This window comes from Aquamicrobium defluvii (genome assembly GCF_004363725.1).
In the GTDB taxonomy this organism is placed as follows: Bacteria; Pseudomonadota; Alphaproteobacteria; order Rhizobiales; family Rhizobiaceae; genus Mesorhizobium; species Mesorhizobium defluvii.
The window spans coordinates 53,775-78,508 of sequence record NZ_SNZF01000021.1 but is presented as its reverse complement, the minus strand read 5'-3'; the positions used below and the strand labels follow the sequence as shown (position 1 = coordinate 78,508).

The 24,734-nt window shown below is 67.2% G+C and carries 14 protein-coding genes; 10 read left to right on the top strand and 4 right to left on the bottom strand.

Going from position 1 to position 24,734, the window contains the following annotated elements:
- The gene (locus DES43_RS15565) at positions 1 to 1,011 is read right to left on the bottom strand and encodes a ligase-associated DNA damage response exonuclease (protein ID WP_035025084.1); all 1,011 of its coding nucleotides are present in this window, start codon (positions 1,009 to 1,011) and stop codon (positions 1 to 3) included.
- 133 nt (positions 1,012 to 1,144) lie between these two features.
- Between DES43_RS15565 and DES43_RS15560 the strand changes: the two genes are divergently transcribed.
- Both DES43_RS15560 and pdeM read left to right on the top strand, forming a co-directional pair.
- Positions 1,145 to 3,664 carry a ligase-associated DNA damage response DEXH box helicase gene (locus DES43_RS15560; RefSeq protein ID WP_035024920.1) on the top strand — a complete coding sequence of 840 codons (2,520 nt, stop codon included), beginning with the start codon at positions 1,145 to 1,147 and terminating at the stop codon, positions 3,662 to 3,664.
- On the top strand, positions 3,661 to 4,377 hold the full coding sequence (gene pdeM / locus DES43_RS15555) for a ligase-associated DNA damage response endonuclease PdeM (RefSeq protein WP_035024923.1): 717 nt from the start codon (positions 3,661 to 3,663) through the stop codon (positions 4,375 to 4,377). The genes DES43_RS15560 and pdeM overlap by 4 nt, the downstream gene beginning before the upstream one ends.
- Positions 4,378 to 4,387: 10 nt before the next feature.
- Here the strand turns inward: pdeM and DES43_RS15550 are convergent, their stop codons facing one another.
- The 3 genes from DES43_RS15550 to DES43_RS15540 form a co-directional block, all read right to left on the bottom strand.
- Entirely contained in the window at positions 4,388 to 5,185 is a 798-nt protein-coding gene (locus DES43_RS15550; protein ID WP_035024925.1) for a TIGR02186 family protein, read from the bottom strand.
- Complete coding sequence (locus DES43_RS15545) at positions 5,185 to 6,108, bottom strand: sulfite exporter TauE/SafE family protein (protein ID WP_035024927.1); 924 nt, start codon at positions 6,106 to 6,108, stop codon at positions 5,185 to 5,187. Before DES43_RS15545 ends, DES43_RS15550 begins: the two co-directional genes overlap by 1 nt.
- Positions 6,109 to 6,444: 336 nt before the next feature.
- Complete coding sequence (locus tag DES43_RS15540; protein ID WP_035024929.1) at positions 6,445 to 10,137, bottom strand: peptidoglycan-binding protein; 3,693 nt, start codon at positions 10,135 to 10,137, stop codon at positions 6,445 to 6,447.
- Between the two features lie 376 nt (positions 10,138 to 10,513).
- Here DES43_RS15540 and DES43_RS15535 point away from each other — a divergent pair, with 376 nt between their 5' ends.
- The 8 genes from DES43_RS15535 to trxA all read left to right on the top strand — a co-directional run bounded on the left by DES43_RS15535 (position 10,514) and on the right by trxA (position 24,676).
- Positions 10,514 to 10,975 (top strand): MerR family transcriptional regulator, encoded by a 462-nt coding sequence (locus DES43_RS15535; RefSeq protein ID WP_133675786.1) that lies wholly within the window; start codon positions 10,514 to 10,516, stop codon positions 10,973 to 10,975.
- A gap of 269 nt (positions 10,976 to 11,244) precedes the next feature.
- Positions 11,245 to 12,645: an adenosylhomocysteinase gene (ahcY, locus tag DES43_RS15530; RefSeq protein ID WP_035024933.1), complete on the top strand. Its 1,401-nt coding sequence runs from the start codon at positions 11,245 to 11,247 to the stop codon at positions 12,643 to 12,645.
- A 206-nt stretch (positions 12,646 to 12,851) separates the two neighbouring features.
- On the top strand, positions 12,852 to 15,404 hold the full coding sequence (locus DES43_RS15525; protein ID WP_035024935.1) for a sensor histidine kinase: 2,553 nt from the start codon (positions 12,852 to 12,854) through the stop codon (positions 15,402 to 15,404).
- Positions 15,405 to 15,411: 7 nt separating this feature from the next.
- Complete coding sequence (tsaE, locus tag DES43_RS15520; protein WP_035024937.1) at positions 15,412 to 16,920, top strand: tRNA (adenosine(37)-N6)-threonylcarbamoyltransferase complex ATPase subunit type 1 TsaE; 1,509 nt, start codon at positions 15,412 to 15,414, stop codon at positions 16,918 to 16,920.
- Positions 16,921 to 16,937: 17 nt separating this feature from the next.
- Entirely contained in the window at positions 16,938 to 17,642 is a 705-nt protein-coding gene (locus DES43_RS15515; RefSeq protein ID WP_035024939.1) for a nucleotidyltransferase family protein, read from the top strand.
- Positions 17,639 to 20,764: a double-strand break repair protein AddB gene (addB, locus tag DES43_RS15510; protein WP_035024940.1), complete on the top strand. Its 3,126-nt coding sequence runs from the start codon at positions 17,639 to 17,641 to the stop codon at positions 20,762 to 20,764. The genes DES43_RS15515 and addB overlap by 4 nt, the downstream gene beginning before the upstream one ends.
- Positions 20,761 to 24,279, top strand: coding sequence for a double-strand break repair helicase AddA (gene addA, locus DES43_RS15505; protein ID WP_035024942.1), 3,519 nt, complete (start codon positions 20,761 to 20,763; stop codon positions 24,277 to 24,279). Before addB ends, addA begins: the two co-directional genes overlap by 4 nt.
- Positions 24,280 to 24,352: 73 nt before the next feature.
- The gene (gene trxA, locus DES43_RS15500) at positions 24,353 to 24,676 is read left to right on the top strand and encodes a thioredoxin (RefSeq protein ID WP_035024945.1); all 324 of its coding nucleotides are present in this window, start codon (positions 24,353 to 24,355) and stop codon (positions 24,674 to 24,676) included.
- Positions 24,677 to 24,734 lie beyond the last annotated feature (58 nt).

Sequence of the window (24,734 nt, the reverse complement as noted above, 5' to 3'; positions counted from 1 at the left end):
TCAGTCCCCCTCGTCCTCGTAGCCGACCAGATGCAGCGGGCGGGCGGCGATGCCCTGCAATTCGCACCAGCGCACCAGCGCCTCCTCGCGGCCGTGCGTGACCCAGACTTCGCCGGCACCCGTCCCGGCGATGGTCTGACACAGTTCGTCCCAGTCGCAATGGTCGGACAGGATCAGCGGCAGTTCAACGCCACGCTGTCTGGCGCGCTGGCGGATGCGCATCCAGCCCGAGGCGAAGCAGGATACGGGATCGGGAAAACGCCGCGCCCAGCGGTCGGCGAAGGCCGAGGGCGGGCCGATGACGACGGCCCCGGCAAAGTCGCCCTTGCGGCCGGCCTCCACCGTCGCCGGCTCCAGCGTGCCGAGGTCGATGCCTTCCTCCTGATAGTAGGCGCTGAGCTTCGCCAGAGCGCCGTGGATATGGATCGGCCGGTCATAACCGGCCTGCCGCAGTTCCTTCATCACGCGCTGCGCCTTGCCGAGCGCATAGGCCCCGACCAGATGGCTGCGCTCGGGAAACTGCGCCACCGATTTCAGCAGCCGCGCGATCTCTTCCTGCGGCGGCGGGTGGCGGAAGACGGGCAGCGCGAAGGTCGCCTCGGTGATGAAGACATCGCAGGGCACAAGCTCGAAAGGCGCGCAGGTGGCATCGGGGGTGCGCTTGTAGTCGCCGGAAGCAACGATGCGCAGGCCGCCTTTCTCCACCGCGATCTGGGCCGAACCCAGCACATGGCCGGCCGGATGAAAGGTGACGGTCACGCCGCCGACATCGATCTTTTCGCCCAGGGCCGCAGCCTGCCGGCCCTGGGCAAAATTCTCCCCGTAGCGCAGAGCCATGATATCCAGCGTCTGACGCGTGGCCAGCACATGGGCGTGGCCGGCCCGCGCGTGGTCGGAATGGCCGTGGGTGATCAGCGCGCGCTCCACCGGGCGCACCGGATCGATGAAGAAATCGCCGGGCGGGCAATAGAGCCCTTCAGGGCGGGGCTGGAGCAGATCGCTGGGACGCATGGCTGACAGATAGGTCGTTTCGGCACCGCGAAAAGGCCGCACTGTGCCTGTGCGCCGCCATCCGCGCAAGCAAACGATCCTGTTTTGTTCTTTTTGCTTGGCGATCCGCCCTGCCCGCGCTACCTGTGGGAGCGTGACCGCGAAGCCCGAGCCATTGCACGAAACGGCCGTCGCCCGCCTGCCCGAGCCGTTCCTGAAATGGTTCGCAGGCAAGGGCTGGGCGCCGCGCGCCCATCAGCTCGAACTGCTCTCGCGCGCGCATGCGGGCCAATCCACGCTGCTGATCGCGCCCACGGGCGCCGGCAAGACGCTGGCCGGCTTCCTGCCGTCGCTGACGGAACTGGCGGTACGGCCGAAGCGCAAGCCGGGGCAAGCGCATCGCGGCATCCACACGCTCTACATCTCGCCGCTCAAGGCGCTGGCGGTGGACATCGAGCGCAATCTGGGCAAGCCGGTCGCCGAAATCGGCCTGGCCGTGGCCATCGAGACGCGCACCGGCGACACGCCTCCCCACAAGCGCCAGCGCCAGAAGCTGGTTCCGCCCGACATTCTGCTGACCACGCCCGAGCAGCTTGCCCTGCTGATCGCCAGCGGCGATGCGAAGCGCTTCTTCGAGGACCTGCGCTATGTGATCTTCGACGAGCTGCATTCGCTGGTGACCTCCAAGCGCGGCCATCTGCTGGCGCTGGGGCTTGCCCGGCTGCGCGCCATCGTGCCGGGGCTCCAGACCATCGGGCTTTCCGCGACCGTGGCCGAGCCGGACGAACTGCGCCGCTGGCTGGTTTCGCAAAATCCACCCGGGAACATGGCGGGGCTGGTAACGGTCGCCGGCGGGGCAAAGCCCGACATTTCCATCCTCGAGTCGGAAGAACGGGTGCCATGGGCGGGCCATTCGGCGCGCTACGCCATTCCTGAAATCTACGAGGAGATCAGGCGGCACAGGACGACGCTTCTGTTCGTCAACACCCGCAGCCAGGCCGAGATGCTGTTTCAGGAACTGTGGCGCGCCAACGAGGATGCGCTGCCCATCGCGCTCCATCACGGCTCGCTCGATGTCGGCCAGCGGCGGCGGGTGGAAAAGGCGATGGCCGACAATGCGCTGCGCGCCATCGTCGCCACCTCGACGCTCGACCTCGGCATCGACTGGGGCGATGTCGATCTGGTCATCCATGTCGGCGCGCCGAAGGGAGCAAGCCGGCTCGCCCAGCGCATCGGCCGCGCCAACCACCGCATGGACGAACCGTCGAAGGCGATCCTCATTCCGGCCAACCGCTTCGAGGTGCTGGAATGCCGCGCCGCGCTCGACGCAAACTATCTCGGCGCGCAGGACACGCCGCCGCTGCTGGCCGGGGCGCTCGATGTGCTGGCCCAGCATGTGCTGGGCACCGCCTGCGCCGGTCCGTTCGAGGCGCAGGCACTCTATGAGGAGGTGCGCGCCGCCGCGCCCTATGCCGCACTTTCGCGCACCAGCTTCGATCAGGTGGTCGATTTCGTCGCCACCGGCGGTTATGCGCTGCGGAACTACGAGCGCTATGCCCGCATCCGCAGAACGAAGGAGGGGCTGTGGCGCGTCACCCATCCGCGCATCGCCCAGCAATACCGGCTCAATGTCGGCACCATCGTCGAGATGCCGGAATTGAACGTGCGCTATGTGCGCTCGAGCCGGGGGCTGGCCGGCCATGGCGGGCGGGTGCTGGGCAAGGTGGAGGAGTATTTCGCCGAGACGCTGCGGCCCGGCGACAATTTCCTGTTCGCCGGCAAGATCCTGCGCTTCGAAGGCATACGCGAGAACGAATGCGTGGTGTCGGCCGGCACCAGTGCCAACATCATCGTGCCGAGCTATGCCGGCGGCAAGTTCCCGCTTTCCACCTATCTGGCCGATCAGGTGCGCGCCATGCTGGCCGACCCGGACAGATGGTCGACGCTGCCCGAACAGGTGTCCGACTGGCTGCGCCTGCAAAAGGAAAAATCCATGCTGCCGAAACGCGGCGACCTTCTGGTCGAAACCTTTCCGCGCGGCGACCGGCACTACATGGTGTGCTATCCGTTCGAGGGCAGGCTGGCGCACCAGACGCTCGGCATGCTCCTGACGCGCCGGCTGGAACGCGCCGAAGCCCGCCCGCTCGGCTTCGTCGCCACCGATTATTCGCTGGCGATCTGGGCGCTGGACGACATGGGCGCGCTGTTCAGGGCGAAGAAGCCGTCACTCGCCGAATTGTTCGACGAGGACATGCTGGGCGATGACCTCGAAGCCTGGCTCAACGACAGCTGGATGCTCAAGCGCACCTTCCGCAACTGCGCGGTGATCTCCGGCCTGATCGAGAAGCGCTTTCCGGGGCAGGAAAAGACCGGCAGGCAGGTGACGGTCTCGGCCGATCTGATCTACGATGTGCTGCGCAGCCACGAACCCGACCACATTCTGTTGCAGGCAACGCGCGCCGATGCGGGTGCCGGCCTGCTCGATGTCGGCAGGCTTGGCGACATGCTCTCGCGCGTGCGCGGGCGAATCGTGCATAAGCCTCTGGAGCGGATTTCGCCGCTGGCCGTGCCGGTGATGCTGGAGATCGGCAGGGAATCGGTCAATGGCGGCGCCAATGAGAGCCTGCTGATGGAAGCGGCCGAACTGGCCGGGGAAGCGATGGGACAGGCATGAATTTCGTACCCGCGACGGTTGCGGTTCCGGATGCCGCCGAACTGGTCGTCATTGCCGGAGAACGGGCCGTCTGCGATGCGCGCGGCGTCCTTTATTTTCCCGAAATGGACATGCTGGCCGTGTCGGACCTGCATCTGGAAAAGGGATCGTCGCTGGCCCGTCGTGGCGCGCTGGTGCCTCCCTATGACACCATCGCCACACTGGCGCGGTTGCAGGAGGCGCTCGATCTCTACCGGCCGCGCATCGTCGTCAGCCTCGGCGATTCCTTCCATGACGGCGAAGGCGCGACCCGCCTGCATCCGGCCTTTCGCGAGCGGCTGGAGGCGATGATGGCGGGGCGGAACTGGTTCTGGATCGCCGGCAACCACGACCCCGACGCGCCCGCGGACCTGCCCGGCGACACGGTGCGGGAACTTGCCATCGGCGCGCTGCTGTTCCGGCATGAGCCGTCGCGCATTCCCGTCGAAGGCGAGATCGCCGGCCATCTGCATCCCTGCGCGCGCATCGTGCAGCGCGGCCGCTCGGTCAGGCGGCGCTGTTTCGCCAGCGACGGCACGCGCATGGTGATGCCGGCCTTCGGCGCCTATACGGGTTCGCTCAACGTCCTCGACCGCGCCTATGCCGGCCTGTTTCGCCGCGAAAGCCTGATGGCCTACATGATGGGCCGCGACCGCGTCTTCGCGATCGCCGGCTCGATGCTGCGGCCGGGTTGAGAAACCGGGCTCAGTCCCTGCGGAACACGATGCTGCCCAGCCAGCCCACGGCCATGGCGAAACCCACCGACAGCAGGCCATAGAAGAAGCCGTGATTGTGGGCGAGGCGGAACACCGCCTGCTCGAAGCCCGCCTTGCGGATTTCGAGCTGGGCGGAGCTTTCCTTCACGAACATGCCGTTCTTGAACAGGAAGGCGCGGGCCTTGTGCGTGCCGACCGGTGCGTCGGGCGCAAGCCGCACCGTGGCGCGGAAGAGGTTCTGCGACAGGAAGCGCACGCCGCCGACATTCTCGCTGTAAAGCCCGGCGGCAACCTTTCGCTCCCGCAGCGCCTTCGTGAACTCGGCAATGGTGGGCTGGTTGCCTTCGGCATCGGCCGGTTGCAGGTAGATGTTGTTGGTCCCGAGGGAGAGCTGGCGATAGCTGACCGGCTCGGTAATATCCTGGAACGGACGCGTGGTGGCGACCGAATAGGAAACCGGCACGTTCTCGAATTCCTCGGATTGAAGGTTGATCCAGACGCCGAGCACACGGTCCTTGCGGCGGACGACGATGCGCCTTGCAGGCCCTTCGAGCACCACGATCACATCGTAGCGCCCTTGCCGGGCCACTTCCGGATCGGCATTTTCGAGCGCGCCGAAAATGGTGAGATCGGCGCCCGAGAACCCGGCGGTGATCGAGATATTCTCGGTGGACAGCCCGATCTGTATCCCTTCCGGATTGGGATTCTGCGCCGCTGCGGAAACCAGCCCGGCGACCATCGCCGCAAGCGCCAGCACGCACCGGAGGAACAGGAGCCGGGCCGCCATCAGCCCATCCCCGGTATGCTGAGCGAATAGACATTGTCCGGGCGGATGAACAGGTCCACGGCCAGACGCACCGCGACGGCCAGCACCATCAGCGCCAGCAGCGCGCGCAACTGTTCGCCGCGCAGCTTCTGCCCCGCCTTGACGCCGTACTGGGCGCCGGCGACGCCGCCAACCATCAACAGCATGGCCAGCACGATATCGACGGTGAAATTCGTGGTGGCATGCACCAGCGTCGTATAGGCGGAGGTGAAGATGATCTGGAACAGCGAGGTGCCGACGACGACATTGGTCGGCACGCGCAGCAGATAGATCAGCGCAGGCACCATGATGAAGCCGCCGCCCACGCCCATGATCGACGACAGGAAGCCGATGATGGCGCCGATGCCCAGCACGGGGATGACGCTGACGAACAGCTTGGAGGTGCGGAACCGCATCTTCAGCGGCAGACGGTGAATCCAGTTGTGCTGGCCGGGACGCTTCAGGCCCGTCGGCGCGCCGCCACGGGCCGCGCGCAGGGAGTTGACGCTCTCCACCAGCATGAGCCCGCCGACCGTGCCGAGCAGGATCACGTAGAGCAGCGAGATGAACAGGTCGAGCTGGCCAAGACTTCGCAGGATCGAAAAGACGTAAATGCCCGCCGTCGAACCGACGATACCTCCCGCCAGCAGCATGAAGCCCAGCCTGAAGTCGAGCGTGCCCCGCTTCATGTGTGACATCGCGCCGGAGAAGGAGGAGCCGATCACCTGGTTGGCGCCGGTGGCGACGGCGATGGCTGGCGGAATGTTGTAGAAGATGAGCAGCGGCGTGATCAGGAACCCCCCGCCGACGCCGAACAGGCCCGACAGGAAGCCGACCGCCGCGCCCATCGCCAGCAGTACGAAGACATTGACGGAAAGTTCCGCAATCGGGAGATATATGCCCACCCGTCTGTTCCAATCAACCGTCGTTTCCGGCCCGGATCATAGCGCCGAAAACCTAATCTCTTCTTGCACGAGAACCGCGAACGGATTTTCATCCGTTGCGGATTTGAAACCAGAAATATCTCAATCAGTTAACAGGCAAATATATGGCAAGGCATCGCAATAGCGACGCCGCGCAGCCCAATTTGCGGGATATTGCCCGCCCGCGGCCGCAACGGGGCGCCACGGAGCCGCACGATCCCGGCAAGACAGACGAATCAGGCGGCAGTACCGGGGCCTCTTGCGGATGCAGCCCGCGCCCCGAAGCAGGAAGACTGCCGTAGCCCGGCTCCCCTGCCCCTACTTGCGCGCCAGCAGAGCCTCGACCAGCTTGTCGTCCACCTCTCCGGTCGGCGGCAGGCCGTTATCGGTCTGGAAGGCGGCGATGGCCTCCCGCGTCTTTCCACCCATGACGCCGTCGATCGCGCCGGCCGGATAGCCGTTCTTGTTGAGAATGGCCTGGATGTTGCGCACAGCCTTCTTCATATCGACAGAGGCGGTGGTGACGGGCTCGTCGACCCAGGCATCGGGAATGGTGACGCCATTGGCGTCGAGGTCGAGCTCCCTTGCTTCCCACAAGTCCGCCGTCTGGCGGGCCTTTTCGAGCTGCTCGGGGCGCAGGGCTTTGGCGATCTCGTCGCGCTTGGCGGCGGCGTCCTTGTCGCCGGTCTTGGCCACGAGGGCGAACCACTTGTAGGAATCTTCCAGATTCTGCTGCATGCCGACACCCTTGGCGGCGAGGATGCCGAGATTGAACTGGCTGTCCTTGACGCCGAGATCGGCTGCGGCCTTGAACCAGCGCACCGCGCCTTCGTTGTCCGCAGCGCCATCCGTTCCCATGGCCAGCAGCACGGCCAGATTGTGCATGGCGCTGGCGTTGCCCTGCCCGGCCGCCATTTCATACCACTTGCGGGCCTTTTCGGCATCGCGGTCGACACCTATCCCCTTTTCGTAGAGATTGCCGATCCGGTACTGTGCCGGGGCGAGGCCAAGCTCGGCCGCACGCTCGTACCATTGCGCGGCGGCGGCAGGGTCTTCCTTGACGCCGCGCGCCTCCGCATAGCGCGCGCCAATCTCGAACAGCGCCTTGGCGTCGCCGGCGGCAGCGGCCTCGCGCAGCGCCGGCGTGCCGATATCGGCAGGCACGTCGATCAGGGCGGGAGACACGGGCAGGGCGGAAGACAGAGGCAGGGACACCGGCGCCACGGCGCCCGTGGACACCGCATCGGTCAGGCCGGCGGCCTCTTCCGGCACCGGCGCAACCGCGAACCGGTCCCGCTGCTCCGTAATCGTTGCGGTGCTCTCTTCACTCATGCGCACGGGCTCGACGATGCGTGCCGCCTCAGCCTTCGGCGCAGGGACGGCAGCTTCCGGCTGCTGCACAGGCTTTTCCCCGGCCATCTTCGGTTCCTGCGTAACCTTCTTCTCGATTGCGGCGGGAGCCGGGGCAGCGCTCGAAACCTGTTCGTTGCCATCGAGGAAAGCCTTGCCGAACTGCAATCCGGCAAGAGCCAGGATCACCGCGCCAACGGCCATGAGGATCGGCTTGCGCCGCGCCTTGAACAGTTCGCCGATGCGCAGGCCCTTGGCGGGGCCGCCAAGGCTCGACTGGCGCTTCAGCGTCTCGGCCTCTGCCGCCGCAGCCTGCGCGGCGCGGCGTGCCGCGGCGATGAAATCGGACTTTGCGGCATCGGCAGCCGGGCGGGCATCCGTCTGGCCGCGCTCGTCGCGCACACGCTTGAGGATCGCGTTGAGGTCCGGCGCACCGGAACCGGGCTCCAGCGGCCTGTTGACCAGCGAGGGCTCAAGCGGCTCGTCCAGACCAGCATCGACGTTTTCGCCGGCCAGGATCGGCTCGACCGGCCTGGGCGCTGCGTCCTTGCGGAAGGCGCGGGTGAGGTTTCCGAGCAGCGAGGTCTTTCGCGCCCCTTCCTGTGCGGCAGTTTCACCGAGCGCGGCGCGGGCTGCCTCGGAGGCGGCCTGCGCCGGCGTGCGCTGCTGTACCTCGCCGTCCATGGCATCGGCCAGCAGGGTTTCGCCCTCACCGGCGAGCGTCTCCATGTCGAGGCTCGGCGGCTGGCCCACCGAAATCTTGGGCGACGGCTGAGGCACGGCCTGCACCGCGCCCGAGACTTCCAGCGAGCCCAGCCGGTCGACGATCTTCAGCAGCGTGTCATGGATGGCTTCGAAGGTTCGCGCGTTGCGGTCGTCGGAACGACGGGTCAGCGACTCCAGCGTCTTCAGATCCTGGGCGAGGCCGGCGACCGCAGCCTGTTCGACACCGCCGCCCGCTCCCTCCGCCGCCATCGACTGCACGGCACGCTCCGCCGCTTCGCGCGCGGCTTCCAGAATGGACTCGCGCGTGCCGGCAAGCGACTGCTCGATCTGGGTCAGGCGCGGGCTGATGTCCTCGAAATCGGGCAACGGCCTGCCCGGCTGGGACAGGTGCGCGGAGAGCCCGGCAACCTGCGCCTCGAGGCTGCGGATCAGGTCCGGATCGATGGCGCCGAAACGCTCGACGGAACCGTCGAGCCGCTGCGAGATGTCGGCCAGCCGCATTTCGAGGCCACGGATGGCCTCCTGCCCGGCAGGCTCGCGCCCGTCGAGTTCGCGCGCAAGCGCATCGAAGCGGGCGTCGATCGCCTCCATGACTTCCGCGCCATCGAAAGCCGGAACGGCATCGCGCCGGTCCAGACGCTCGGCGACTTCCTCCAGCCGGCGCTCGAAATCGCGGAGGATGACATTGCCCTGATCGACGGCGTCGCTGTGGCGGCGCTCCAGGGAAACGGCGAACATGTCGAAGCGCTGCTCCAGCCCTTCCAGCAGGTAACCGAGGTCGGGCATCTGCGGGGCCTGCCCGATGCGCTCGGCGATTGCCGCGATCTGGTCGGCCAGGCGTCCGATGGTCTCTTCCGGCAGACGGCTTTCGGAGGCCAGATCGTCCACCCGGCGCGACAGCAGGGCCAGCCGCTCCATGACCTCGGCATCCTGCCGGTCATGCGCCACTTCCTCGATCTGTCCCGCCAGCGCGGCGATCCGGTTCTCGATCCGCTCCAGAACGGCGGGGTCGAAACTGCTGGCCTGCGCCGCGACGGTCGAGGCGACAATGGCGCGTGAAATCTCGTCGAGCCGTTCGTCGATCAGGCCCAGCGTGTTCGTCTCCGAGGGACGCTGCGCCGCCAGCTGGTCGACCGCCAGCGCCAGCGTGCGCAGTTTCTCTTCCAGCGATCGCAACGAAAGCGATTGCGGCAGCATGTCCACCGCCCGGGCGATTTCCTCCAGCCGCTGGTTGAGCGCAGCAAGCCCCTCGCCGGCGCTGTTCCGGTCGGCGCTGCTGGCTTCGAAACGATCCTCGAACGCCGACCAGCGCCGGTCGAACTCTTCCCAGCGGCGATCGACCGCACGTACGCTGTCCTCGCGGGCGAGGGTCTCGATCTGCTCCCTGAGCTGCTCAAGCTCCAGGCGCATGAGATTGACGCCGCGGTCGTCGCTCCTGTGCGCCAGTTCCTGCACGGCGCCGGAAAGGCGCTCCAGCTCGCGGCCGAGACGGGCGCTGTCGCCGGCACCTTCGCCCGAGCGGCAGGCGCGATCGATGTCGCGGCGCAAAGCCTCGAACTCGCGATGCAGGCCGACCGTCATCTGCTGGCGCAGCTCGTCGCGCAGGCCCTGCAACTCGCCCGCGATGCGGCCGGCCACGGCGAGGCCGTCCTCCTGCCCGCGCACACGTTCGATGTCGTTCATGAGCGCCTGATAGCCGCGCGGGGGGGCCGCGGCGGACTGGCGCGCAGGCCAGCCCTCGCGCTCGTCCGCAAATGTGCGCTGGGAAGCGGCGGTGCGCAGCAGGCTGTCGCCGCGCGGCTGGGCGTCGGCACGGCTGCGCTGCAACCGCTCCTCGAGCGCGGCCAGCGACTCGTTGATCTGGTCGAGGGTCGAGGCGTGCCGGTGCTGGCGCCCCGCAGCCGATATGTCGAGATAGGACCTTCTGTTGCTCATCGCGACGCCCGTTTCCCTTAAAGCGCCCGGTCGCAAGACCGGCGTCCCCTTCAAAAATAGGTCGGAACGGAAAGCGGATTCGGGCGTTGTGGACCCGGCGCCTGCCGAAAACCGTGAAAACTTCGCTACTGGATAAGCACGGAGAACCGACAGACGCACAATTCGCCCAACGTGGTAAACAAGGCGTTAACCGCGATCAGGAACTATCGCTGCGCCGCCGGAAAAATGCCCGTTTTGCCGCAGTTCGACGTGAATACTTGAACCCGGAGGCAATTCCAGCTAAGCACATCTTACGTAAACGTAATGGAAGGGGTTCCGTACGTTCACAGATGGGGTCTTGTTCCTCAGGCAAATGCACATGATCCGGGATTCCCGAATGAAGACGAACGATCTGATTGCCGAAGCGGCGACGACTGCGGCCGGCGAACTCCACGAGAGCGAAGAGCTTACCCGCATCGGCGAAATGGCGAAGCATTTCGGCATTACGCTGCGCACGCTGCGCTTCTACGAGGACAAGGGGCTGATCAACCCGCAGCGCGACGGCACCACCCGCCTTTACAGCCATCGCGACAAGGCGCGGCTCAAGCTCATCCTGCTCGGCCGCAAGGTCGGCTTCTCGCTGCGCGACGTGAAGCAGATGATGGACCTCTACGATCCGTCCGGCTCCAACGCCCGCCAGCTCAAGGTGGCGCTGGAAAAGTCGGAGAAGCAGATGGCCCGGCTGCAAAAGCAGCACGCCCTTCTCGATGAAGCGATCGCCGATCTTTCCAGGTCCATGGATGAAGCGCGCCTGCGGCTCTCCGGGAACATGGCGGCGCAGCAGACAGCGGCTGCCTGATCTTTCTTCCTGCCCTCGTCATCAATGCCTTCGCCGGTTGCTGGCGACGGGGTGTGTGGAATAAATTTCCGCCTTCAGCGGGCGTATCGCCATTCCCGGATGGAAAATCCGCTTTTCCCGGCCATGCTCCGCTCAAGCATCTACAGATAAAGATTTCTTTATATCCGTTGTCGTGATCGCTCCGATCTGCTAGTCAGCAGGCAGCTTTTCGCCACCTGCCGCGTTCGCGGCGCGGCAGCCTGCCGACAGATTTCCACCGGAGTACCATCATGACAGCCAACAAGGATTATGTGATCGCCGACATCTCGCTTGCCGACTGGGGTCGCAAGGAGATCGAGATCGCGGAAACGGAAATGCCGGGCCTGATGGCCTGCCGCGAGGAGTTCGGCAAGAGCCAGCCGCTGAAGGGCGCGCGCATCACCGGCTCGCTGCACATGACCATCCAGACCGCGGTGCTGATCGAGACCCTGAGGGCGCTGGGCGCCGAGCTGCGCTGGGCCTCCTGCAACATCTTCTCCACGCAGGACCATGCCGCCGCCGCCATTGCCGACGCCGGCATCCCGGTCTTCGCCGTCAAGGGCGAGACGCTGGAGGACTACTGGACCTATACCGACCGCATCTTCCAGTGGGCGGATGGCGAGCCCTCCAACATGATCCTCGACGACGGCGGCGACGCGACCATGTACATCCTTCTGGGTGCGCGCGCCGAAGCCGGTGAGGACGTGCTGACCAACCCCGGCAGCGAGGAAGAGGAAATCCTCTTCGCGCAGATCAAAAAGCGCATGGCGGCAACGCCCGGCTTCTTCACGAAGCAGCGCGAGGCGATCCGTGGCGTTTCCGAAGAAACCACCACCGGTGTGAACCGTCTCTATCAGCTCCAGAAGAAGGGCCTGCTGCCCTTCCCCGCCATCAACGTCAACGACTCGGTCACCAAGTCCAAGTTCGACAACAAGTATGGCTGCAAGGAATCGCTGGTCGACGGCATCCGGCGCGGCACGGATGTGATGATGGCCGGCAAGGTTGCCGTGGTCTGCGGTTATGGCGATGTGGGCAAGGGCTCGGCAGCCTCGCTCGCCGGCGCCGGCGCGCGCGTCAAGGTCACCGAGGTCGATCCGATCTGCGCCCTGCAGGCGGCGATGGACGGCTACGAGGTGGTGACGCTGGAGGACGCGGCTCCCACCGCCGACATCGTCATCACCACCACCGGCAACAAGGACGTGATCCGCATCGAGCACATGCGCGCGATGAAGGACATGGTCATCGTCGGCAATATCGGCCATTTCGACAACGAGATTCAGGTTGCGGCGCTGCGCAATCTGAAGTGGACCAATGTGAAGCCGCAGGTAGACATGATCTCCTTCCCCGACGGCAAGCGCATGATCCTGCTCTCGGAAGGCCGCCTGCTCAATCTCGGCAACGCCACCGGACATCCCAGCTTCGTCATGTCGGCCTCCTTCACCAATCAGGTGCTGGCCCAGATCGAGCTCTTCACCAAGGGCGAGCAGTACAGGAACGAGGTCTATGTGCTGCCCAAGCACCTCGATGAAAAGGTCGCACGGCTGCATCTCGACAAGCTTGGCGCGAAGCTCACCGCGCTTTCGGAAGAACAGGCCGCCTATATCGGCGTAACCCCGCAGGGTCCGTTCAAGCCCGAACACTACCGCTATTAACCATACTCTGAAATACTACCATATATAGAGCCGGGCGATTGACTTTTCGCCCGGCTCTATTTTTGCGGGGCACCGTGCTTCACGCAGATTCGCCGAGGCGGTATTGTGAGGTGATTCGCGACGCTTCAGCCGGACATGGGTTCGGGGCCGACAGGCCGGGGTATTCGGCTGGGTGTCCTTCTACAGGGCGCGGAGAGGACCACGACATGCCGGGGGAAAACCCGCTTCGGGCGGGACAGGCCGTTGCCGGCGGCCATAGCGATTCCAGGGACGGGGATTGTCCGTCTGTGGGCTGGCGGCTTCGCGCGCGGGGGCGGCTTGGCCTGCTGCTCGGGTCCTGCGCCCTCACGCTCCCCCTCGCCACGCTGAACGCCGGTGCGCAATCGGCCACGCGCGCGGCCATGCCGATCGGCACTTCGGACGTCATCCAGCTCGCGCTGTCGGTCGGCGTCATGGGGGCCGCGCTGATCTCCGCGATCGTTCTGATCCGCGAACGCCAGCGCACGGCGACCGAAAACGCCCAGTTGCGGGCCCGCATCGCCGACGTCAACGCAGCCCTGCAACGCTCGGAGGCCATGCTCAACCTGCGCGACCAGCGCATCGTCGTGTGGGCCGGCGACAACCAGAAACCCGAACTGATCGGCTCGCTGTCGCCCGAAGCCGGAGCGCCGGAAGAGCGCGCGGCATTCCTCGCCTTCGGACGCTGGCTGGCGCCGCGCTCGGCGGCCGCGCTCGAACGCGGCATCGCCGCGCTGCGCGAAAAGGGCACGGCCTTCGACATCGCCGTCGAGACCCATGGCGGCGCGCCGCTGGAAGTCCAGGGCCGCAAGGCGGCGACGCACACGCTCGTGCGTTTCCTCTCCCTTTCGGAAAGCCAGCGCGCCCATGCCCGCCTGAGGCTGGAAAACGAGCGGCTTGCAAGCGACCATGAAACCGTCATCGGCCTGCTCGACGCTCTCGACATGCCCGCCTGGCTGCGCGACGAGAACGGCAGGCTGAAATGGACCAACCGGGCCTATGCAGGCGCGGTCGAGGCGCCGAGCGCGGGGGACGCGGTGCGGGACGGCAAGGAATTTCTCGGCGACCGCGGACGGGCCGCAATCGCCGAGGAGCATCGCGTCAGCCCGGTGTTCGTCCAGAAGCTTTCCACGGTCATCTCGGGCGACCGGCGCCAGTTCGCCGTCACCGACTACAGCGGACCGCGCGGGTCGGCCGGCCTTGCCTGCGACGTCAGCGACGTGGAAGCGCTGCGCGAGGAATATGAGCGCACCGTGCGCAATCACGCCGACACGCTCGACCATCTCAACACCGCCGTGGCCATCTTCGACACCGAACAGAAACTGCGCTTCTTCAACCAGGCATTCCAGAAGCTGTGGGCGCTCGACCTGCCCTTCCTCAACAGCGCGCCAGACAATGCGCTGCTGCTCGACCGGCTGCGCAGCGAGGGCAAGATCGCCGAGCAGCCGGAATGGCGGCGCTGGAAGGAAAACCTGCTCTGCGCCTATCGCGCCGTGGAGACGCAGGAGCACTGGTGGCATCTGCCGGACGGCAAGACGATCCGCGTCGTCGCCAACCCGCAGCCCAAGGGCGGCGTGACCTGGCTGTTCGAGAACCTGACCGAGAAGATCGATCTGGAAAGCCGCTACCAGACCGCCGTGCGCGTTCAGGGCGAGACGCTCGACAATCTGGCCGAAGGCGTGGCCGTGTTCGGACCGGACGGACGCCTGCGCCTTTCCAACCCGGCCTTCTCAGCGCTGTGGGAACTGGACGACAGCATCGTGCAGCCGAATGTCCATGTCGCCTCGATCCGCGCGATCTGCGACAGCCGGGCCAAGGACAGCCCCTGGGGCGGCTTCGTCGCCGCCATCACCGGTTTCGACGAGGAGCGCCGCAACTGGCACGGGCTGGTGGAGCTGAATTCCGGAAGCGTGCTGCGCTATGCCGTCATCCACCTGCCCAACGGGCAGGTGATGACCACATTCGTCGACGTCACCGACAGCGTCAATGTCGAGCGGGCGCTGAAGGAAAAGAACGAGGCGCTGCTGAAGTCCGACCAGATCAAGAACGACTTCGTGCAGCACGTGTCCTACGAGCTGCGCTCGCCGCTCACCAACATCATCGGCTTCACCGAACTGCTGTCGCTGCCGGCCACGGGGCCGCTGTCGCCGCGCCAGCGCGAATATGTGGAGCATATCGGCTCGTCGTCGTCGGTGCTGCTCACCATCGTCAACGACATTCTCGATCTCGCCACCGTCGATGCCGGCATCATGCAGCTCGACATCACAGAGGTCGACGTGGCCAACGCCATCACGGCCGCCGCCGAGCTGGTTTCCGAGCGGTTACAGGACCATGCGATCCGGCTGGAGGTGGATGCCTCGGCCGCGCCGAAGAGCTTCAGGGGCGACGAGGTGCGGGTGCGCCAGATCCTCTACAACCTGCTCACCAACGCCGCGAACTACGCGCCGGAAGGCAGCGCCGTGCGCCTCACCTGCCGGCAGCTTGCCGCAGGTGTCGAATTCGCCGTGCATGACGACGGGCCGGGCATGCCGCCCGATGTACTGGACCTCGTGTTCCACCGCTTCGAATCGCGCGTGAACGGCGGACGCCGGCGCGGCGCGGGCCTCGGTCTCTCCATCGTGAAGAGCTTCGTCGAACTGCATGGCGGCGATGTGCGCATCGAGACCGGCTCCGGCGAGGGGACCACGGTTGTCTGCACCTTCCCCGACACGCCGGCGGATATGCGCGACGCTGCGGAGTAGCCCCGGCATGGAAGCCTCCCCTATCGAGGTGGTGCTTGACGACGAGGCCGCGACACGGCGGCTGGGCGAAGACCTCGCCATGGCCGTGCGTCCGGGCGACGTGCTGGCCCTGCAAGGCGATCTCGGCGCAGGAAAATCCACGCTGGCGCGCGCCCTGATCCGCGCCCTTGCCGACGATGAAGCGCTGGAAGTGCCGAGCCCCACCTTCACGCTGGTGCAAAGCTACGAAACGCGCTTTCCGGTGCACCATTTCGACCTCTATCGCCTCGGTCATGAGGACGAGCTGGACGAGCTCGGCTTCGGGGAAGCGATTGCCGAAGGGGTGGCGCTGGTGGAATGGCCGGAACGCGCCGGCAGTCGCCTGCCCCGCGCGGCCATAGCTGTGGAGCTTGTGCATGAGGGCGAAGGCCGCCGCGGGCACATTTCCGGCAGCGGCGAGGCAATGGCGCGGATCGGGCGATCCCTCGCCATGCGCGCCTTCCTGGCAGACGCCGGCTGGGGCAGCGCGCAGCGCCGCCATCTGACGGGCGATGCCTCGGCCCGCTCCTACGAGACGGTGCGGCTGGAGGGAGCCCAGCGCATCCTTATGAACTCGCCGCCGCTGGTAATGGGCCCGCCGGTGCGCGACGGCAAGCCCTATGCCGAGATCGCCCATACCTCGAAGACCGTTGCCGCCTTTGTCGCCATCGACAAGGTGCTGCGCGAGGCCGGCATCTGCGCCCCGGAGATTTACGCACAGGACCTCGACAACGGCTTCCTGCTGATCGAGCATCTGGGCAGCGCGGGCGTGCTGGACGAGGCGCGCAATCCCATCGCCGAACGCTATGCCGCCGCCGCCGAACTGCTGGCCGACATGCATGGCCGTCCGTGGTCAGCCCGCATCGAACTGGCGCCCGGTGTTATTTACGAGGTGCCGCCCTTCGACCGCGACGCCATGCTGATCGAGGTCGACCTGCTGGTCGACTGGTATGTGCCGGCCGTGACCGGCAAGCCGGCCGACGAGGCGCTGCGCGCCCGCTACCGGCGGGAATGGAACGCCGCACTCGACCGCATCGAAGGTTTTGAACCCACGCTGATGCAGCGCGACTATCATTCGCCGAACCTGATCTGGCGGGCCGAACGCAGCGGGCACGACCGGCTGGGCATCATCGATTTTCAGGATGCGCTGATCGGCCCGACTGCCTACGATCTCGCCTCGCTCGCCATGGATGCGCGCGCAACCGTGCCGCGCGATGTCGAGCAGGCGACGGTGGATGCCTATCTTGCCCGGCGGCGCGCTGCCGGGCCTTTCGATGAAGCTGCTTTCCTCGAAGCCTATGCGCTGATGGCGGCGCAGCGGAACTCGAAGATCCTCGGCATCTTCGTGCGCCTGCATCGCCGCGACGGCAAGCCCGGCTATCTGAAGCACCTGCCGCGCATCCGCGACTATCTGCGCCGAGCGCTCGCCCATCCGGCGCTGGCTTCCATGCGCGCCTTCTACGAGGAGCAGGGCTTTCTGGAGGAGCGCGAGCTGTGACGGGTCCGAAGACAGCGATGGTTCTCGCCGCCGGGCTCGGCACGCGCATGCGCCCGATCACCGACACGCTGCCGAAGCCGCTGGTGGAGATCGCCGGGCGCACGCTGCTCGACCGCGGGCTGGATGCGCTGGCCGGGGCGGGCGTCGAAAGGGCCGTGGTCAATGTCCACCATCTGGGTTCCATGATCGCAGCGCATGTCGCCGGGTACCAGAAGCCCCGCATCGTCATTTCCGACGAGAGCGACAGGCTGCTCGACAGCGCCGGCGGCATCGTCCGCGCGCTGCCGGAGCTGGGCCCCGGCCCGTTCTACATCCTCAATGCCGACACCTTCTGGATCGACCGCGGCACGCCCGAGCTTGAGCGGCTGGCCGCGACGTGGGACGATGGGCGCATGGACATTTTGCTCATGCTCGCCGATCCGGCGAATGCCACCGGCCACAGCGGCGGCACCGACTTCCTGATCGGTGAAGACGGCAGGCTGGCGCGCGGGCGCAACCATCCCGCCGGCCTGATCTATGGCGGCGCCGGCATCGTCCATCCGCGCATCTTCGCCGGGGCGGAGGCGCAACCGCATTCGCTCAACCTCTATTTCGACCGTGCGATTGAAGCTGGCCGCCTGTTCGGCATGGCGATGGACGGCCACTGGATCACGGTCGGCACGCCGGACGCCATCGCACCTGCCGAAGCGGCTATCCGGAAATTCCCGGTCGGGGCGGCATGAGAAGCGCGCCGCGCGTCTTCTCGATCCCGCCCGGAGCGCCTTTCCTGCCGACACTGGCCGAGGCGCTGCTGTCGGGTACGCTGGTTCCCGGTTTCCGCTTCGACGGCGACCCGCTGGCGCTGGCCGACGTCACCATCTATGTGCCGACGCGGCGCGCCGCGCGCGCGCTGCGCACCGAGTTCATGGAACTGATGGGCGGGCGCGCCGCCATCCTGCCCACGGTGCGGCCGCTCGGCGAGTTCGACGAGGACGAGGCGCTGTTCGAGACGGACACGCCGGAAAGCGCGGCCGCGCTCGACCTTGCCCCGCCCATCGCCTCCACGGAAAGGCTGCTGCTGCTCGCCGTTCTGGTGCGGGCGTGGAAGCAGCGCCTGCCGGCCGAGGTGGCGGCGCGTTTCGCCGAGGAGATCATGGTGCCGGCCTCCGCCGCCGACGCCATCTGGCTGGCGCGCGATCTGGCCGACCTCATGGACGAGGTGGAAACGGAGGGGTCCGACTGGGCGAAGCTCGCCGACCTCGTCACCGGCAACCTTGCCGGCTGGTGGCAGGTGACGCTGGACTTCCTCGGCATCGCCAGCCGGCACTGGCCGCTGATCCTTGCCGAGCGCGACCGATCCAACCCCGCCGCGCATCGCAGCGCGCTGATCCGCTTCGAGGCCGGGCGGCTGCTCGCCAGGCCGCCTTCGGGCCCGGTGATCGCCGCCGGCTCGACCGGCTCGATTCCCGCCACGGCGGAACTGCTCAAGGTCATTTCCCGCCTGCCGAACGGGGCTGTAGTACTGCCGGGCCTCGACGCCGCGCTCGACGCGGCATCGCTGGCCGCCATCTCCGCCCCGGAGGCGCGGCCGGCGCTTCTCGGCCATCCGCAATACGGGCTCGTCAAGCTGGCGGGCAAGATCGGCGTCGCCCGCGACGAGATCGCGCCGCTCGGCGCGCCCGTACCGGCGCTTGATCTCCGCAACCGGATCGTCAGCGAAGCGCTGCGCCCGGCCGACACGACGGAGCTGTGGCCACGGACACGCGCAGGCTTCAGCGATGCCGACATGGCCACCGCGCTCGAAGGCGTGACCGTTCTGGAAGCGCCGAACGAGCGCGACGAGGCCACCGCCATCGCCGTGGCGCTGCGCCATGCCGTGAGCGTTCCCGGCAAGCGCGCAGCACTTGTGACGGGCGACCGGGCGCTCGCCCGGCGCGTCTCGGCCGAACTGCTGCGCTTCGGCATCACGGCCGACGATTCCGGCGGCACGCCGCTTGCCAACACGCCGCCTGCCGCGCTGCTGCGCCTTGCAGCGCAAGCCGCCTTCCGCCCCGGGGATCCGCTGCCATTGCTGGCGCTGGTCAAGCACCCGCTGCTGTCGCTCGGAATGGAGCGCCCGCCCGTGCGCCACGCGGCCGAACTGATCGAGCTTGCCGCGCTGCGCGGCGGCACCGGACGCCCCGACATCGCCAGTTTTGCCGACCTGTTCGAGCGGCGGCTGGCCGACCCCGGCGACGGCGGGCGCGAGCCGTTCTGGTTCGCGCGGTTTCCGGCGCGGCGCATCGAGGAAGCGATCGCCATCGTCCGCAAGCTGGTCGAGGCGCTCGAGCCCCTGCTCGAACTGCGCGGGCGCTCCGACCTTGGTGTGCCCCAATACGCCGAGGCGAGCACGAAGGCGCTGGAAGCGCTTGGCCGCCATGCAGACGGCAGCGTGACAGCCTTTTATGCCGGCGATGCCGGCCAGAAGCTGGCGCAGTTGCTGCGCGATCTGGTGGCGGCGCACTCGCCCTTCACCTTCGGCGCCGACGAATGGCCGGACGTGCTGGACGCCCTGCTCGCCCCCGAAACGGTGAAGCCGCGGCAGGGCACGGACCGCGCTATCGCGATATGGGGCGCGCTGGAGGCACGGCTTCAGCATGTGGATACGCTGGTCGTCGGCGGGCTCAACGAAGGGGTGTGGCCGCGCAAGCCCGAGAGCGACCGCTTCATGTCGCGGCTGATGAAGGGCGGGCTCGATCTCGAACCGCCGGAGCGGCGCATCGGCCTTGCCGCGCACGATTTCCAGATGGCGATGGGCACGCAAAAGGTGGTGCTGGCGCGGGCGCTGCGCTCCGGCGATGCGCCGGCCGTGCCATCGCGCTGGCTGCAACGCCTGCTCACCTTCACCGGCAAGGACCATGCCGCCATCCTGCGCCGGCGCGGCGACCAATTGCTTTCATGGGCGCGCACGCTGGATGACGCGCCGCGCGTCGACTTCGCCGCGCGCCCCTGCCCCAAACCACCCATAGAGATTCGCCCGAAGCATTTTTCGGTGACGGAGATCGAGACGCTGCGGCGCGACCCCTACGCCGTCTATGCCCGCCGCATCCTCGGCCTCCATGCGCTCGACCCGGTGATCCGCGATCCGGGGGCGGCCGAGCGCGGCACGCTGTTCCACGCCATCCTGCACCGCTTTTCCATGCAGGCCGATCCTGCCGCGCCGGATGCGCTGGAAAAGCTGGTGCAGACCGGCCGCGACTGCTTTGCCGAAGCCGAACTGCCACAGGATGTCGAGGCGGTGTGGTGGCCGCGCTTCGAGACGCTGGCGGGAAACATCATCGCGTGGGAGCGTGGCCGCTCCGACGTCAAGTCGCGCCATGCCGAGGCGCGGGCCGAAAAAACGGTCGTCGGCGCAACCGGCGTCACGCTGTCGGGCTATGCCGACCGCGTCGACCTGTTGACCGGGAACATGGCCGACATTCTCGACTACAAGACGGGCTCCTCGCCTTCCAGGGTGCAGGCGCACACGCTGCTTGCGCCACAGCTCGCGCTGGAAGCCGCGCTGCTGAGGCGCGGTTCGTTCCGCGATCTCGGCAACCGTGAGCCTGCCGACCTCGCCTTCATCCGCCTGCGCGCCAATGGCGAGGTGGAACAGGAATCCATCCTCAGGCACGGCAAGGCGATCCGCTCCGGCACGGAGCTTGGCGAGGATGCGTGGGCGCGGCTGGAAAAGCTGCTCCACCACTACGCCAATCCGGCCACCGGCTATCTGTCGCGGGCGCTGCCCTTCCGCGAGGGCGAGACGGATGGCGACTACGACCATCTGGCGCGCGTGCTGGAATGGTCGGCCGGTGGCGATGGCGCGGGTGACGGGGGAGAGGAATGAAATATCCGATCCCCACCGACACCGCGCTGGCGCAGGCGCGCGCCTCCGACCCCGCCAATTCGGCATGGGTGTCGGCAAACGCCGGCTCGGGCAAGACCCATGTGCTGGCCCAGCGCGTCATCCGGCTGCTGCTGCGCGGCACCGAGCCGTCGAAAATCCTGTGCCTGACCTACACGCGCGCGGCTGCCGCCAACATGTCGAACCGCGTCTTTTCCACGCTGTCGGAATGGACGGCGCTGGACGAGGCCGAGCTTGCGAAGCGGATCGAGGCCATGGACGGGCGGCGGCCCGATGCCGAGACCTTGCAGCGCGCGCGCCGCCTGTTCGCCGAGGCGCTGGAAACGCCGGGCGGGCTGAAGATCCAGACCATCCACGCCTTCTGCGAGGCGGTGCTGCACCAGTTCCCGCTCGAGGCGAACATCGTCGCCCATTTCCAGATGCTGGACACCCAGATGGAACAGGCGCTGGTGGCCGCGGCGCGGCGCGACATGATCGCCGGGGCGGTCGGAGGCGCGGGCGCGGAACTGACCGAAGCCTTCGCCACCGTGCTTGCGCGCGGCGGCGAGACGGGGCTCGACGCGCTGCTTTCCGAGATCGTGGGAAAACGCGAGCCACTTCGTGAATTTCTCGGCAAGATCGGCGGGACGGCGACCGGGTTCGAGCCGCTTTTCGAGGAATTCGGCTTCGGCCCCGATGACAGCGAGGCCGATATTGCCGGCTTTGTGTGGCCGTTGCCGGGATTCGGGCCAGACTACATGGCAAGGCTCGACGCGCTTTCCCTGCAACTGGGAGCCAACCGCGCGCGGGGCTCCCTCGTGGACGATGCGCTGATCGCCTTCGCGGAGCCCGACCCCATGCCGCGCCTTGCGGCCTTGCAGAAATCCTTCCTGAGCGGCAAGGGCGAAGCCTACAAGCCGGACTGGCTGTTTTCAAAGGCGCTGCTCGCCGCCATGCCGGATCTGGCGGAACGCTATCTTGCCGCCACCGAGGCCATCGCCGCCGCCTGCGACCGGCTGGCGCTCTACCGCATGGTGAAGGGCACCACCTCGGCGCTCACGATCGCCGACTGGCTGATCCGCCGCTACGAGGAACTGAAGCGGGCGCGCGGGCTGCTCGACTTCAACGACCTCATCACCCGTACCGTCAACCTGCTCAAGCGCCCGGAAGCCGGCGCGTGGGTGCAGTACAAGCTCGATCAGGGCATCGACCACATCCTGCTCGACGAGGCGCAGGACACCAGCCCCGAGCAATGGGACGTGGTGAAGAAGCTGGCCGAGGAGTTCTTCTCCGGCGAGAGCGCCCGCGACAATATCCTGCGCACCATCTTCGCCGTCGGTGACGAAAAACAGTCTATCTACTCCTTCCAGGGGGCCGCGCCGGACTCCTTCGCCGAAAGCAAGGTCGAGTTCGCCGGGCGCGTGCGCGCCGCCAGCCGTGAGTTCGCCGACCTCAAGCTGACCTTCTCCTTCCGCTCCAGCGAGGATGTGCTGCGCGCGGTGGACCGTGTCTTCGCCAACGCAGAGGTAAGGCGCGGCATCAGCCACGATCCCGAGCCGCTCGACCACAAGGCGATCCGCAACGACGCGCCGGGCTATGTCGAGGTCTGGCCGACGCTGGGCGCGGATCAGGTGGAAGAGCCGGACGACTGGACGCTGCCGGTCAACCACGCCAGCGCGCCCGCCGTGCGGGTGGCCGAGCATGTCGCCGCCACCATCAAGAACTGGCTGGACAGCGGCGAAATCCTCGAGGGCAAGGGCCGGCCGCTGCGTGCCGGCGACGTGCTGGTGCTGGTGCGCAAGCGCGACCGCTTCATCCATGCGCTGTCGAAGAGCCTGAAGGAAAAGGGCGTGCCGGTGGCCGGCGCGGACCGGCTGAGCCTGCCCGGCCACATCGCCGTGAAGGACCTTGCAGCACTTGGCCGCTTCCTCGTCCAGCCGCAGGACGACCTGTCGCTCGCCGCCGTGCTGCGCTCGCCGGTCTTCGACCTGCCCGAAGAACGCCTGTTCGACCTCGCGGCGGGGCGCGAGCGCAGCCAGCCGCTGATCCAGTCGCTGCGCCGCCACGCGGAAACGGACACGCAACTGGCCGGCATCGCCGACACGCTCGAACGCTGGGCGAGCGAGGCGGCCTTCAGGCCGGTGTTCGAGTTCTATGCCGCCCTTCTGGCGCGCGACGGCGTGCGCCGGAAGATGATCGCGCGGCTGGGGCCGGAAGCCGGCGACATACTGGACGAGTTCCTGAACTTCTGCCTCGCCGAGGAACGCACCGGCCTGCCCGGCCTCGATTCCTTCCTCTCCACGCTTGAAAATGCCGGCCCGGAGGTGAAGCGGGAGATGGACCAGACCCGGGACGAGGTGCGCATCATGACGGTGCATGCCTCCAAGGGTCTCGAAGCGCCGGTTGTGTTCCTTGTCGATGGCGGCACGCGCGCCTTCAGCGACCAGCACCTGCCGCGCCTGATGCCGTTCGAAAGCTCCGGCCAGCACTGGCGCGGCCGCGGCTATCTGTGGCGTTCCGATGCCGAAGTGGCCAACGCCGTCTCGCGCGGGGCAGCGGAAAAGGCCCGCGAACTGGCCGACGACGAATATCGCCGCCTGCTCTATGTCGCCATGACGCGCGCCGAGGACCGGCTGATCGTGGCCGGCTATCACGGCAAGCGCGAACCCGGCGACGGCACCTGGCACCGCATCGTCAGCCGCGCGCTGGCCGCCGCGCCGGAAACGCGGGAACTCGTGCATCCCGTCAGCGGCGAGACGGTGCATCGCTTCCACGCCACCGGCCTGCCGCCGCTGACATCCGCGCAGGCCGGCGCGGAACCCGTCAGCGACGATTTCGCGCCGCTGCCCGCCATGCTGTTCGACAGGCTGGACGAGGACGAGGAGCTGCCGCGCCCGCTTTCGCCCTCCGGCGCATCGGCGCTGATCGAGGAGGACAGCATGGAGCCGGCTGTCGACCCGCGCTCCCCGGTGCTGGAAGCGGAGGAGGAGCCCTCGCTGGCGATTGCGCGCGGGCTCGCCACCCACAAGCTGTTGCAGATGCTGCCGGGAATGGCCGCCGAAGACAGGCTTGCGGCGGCCCGGCGCTATCTGGCGCGCGCCGGCGCGGGCTGGAACGAGCGCGAGCGCGATCACGTGCTGTCCGCGGTCATGGGCGTGCTCGACGACCGGCGCTTCGCTCCCATCTTTGCGGCGGGTTCACGCGCCGAAGTGGCACTCATGGGCAGCCTGAAGGTGAAGGGAAAGCAACGCTCCGTCTCGGGCAAGATCGACCGGCTGGCAGTCACCCCGGACAGGGTGCTGATCGTCGACTACAAGACCAACCGCCCGCCGCCGGCCACGCTGGCGCAGGTTCCCGATGCCTATGTGTTGCAGCTTGGGCTTTACCGGGAATTGCTGAAGCCGCTCTATCCCGGCCGCGGGATCGTGGCGGCGCTGCTGTTCACCGAAGCCCCGCGCCTGATCGAGCTGACGGCAGAAGCGATGGACGCCGCCCTTGCCCGACTCACCCTGTCGTGACACAAGACCTGCTTGAATTTGGCCGGTCCTACCGCCACATATTGTTGAGCTGAACAACCGAAAGGGCTTTCGCATGGCAACCGTCAAGGTCGACAAGGACAATTTCCAGTCCGACGTGCTCGACGCAAAGGAACCGGTCGTGGTGGATTTCTGGGCCGAATGGTGCGGCCCCTGCAAGATGATCGGCCCGTCGCTGGAAGAGATTTCCAACGAGCTTGGCAGCAAGGTCAAGATCGCGAAGCTGAACATCGACGAGAACCCCGAGCTGGCCGCCCAGTTCGGCGTGCGTTCCATTCCCACGCTGATGGTCTTCAAGGACGGACAGGTGGCCGACACCAAGGTGGGCGCGGCTCCCAAGACCGCGCTGTCGCAGTGGATCAACGGCGCGCTCGCCTGATCGGGAGTGCATTTCCAAAAACGAAAGCCCGGCCATCGTGCCGGGCTTTTTGCTGCCT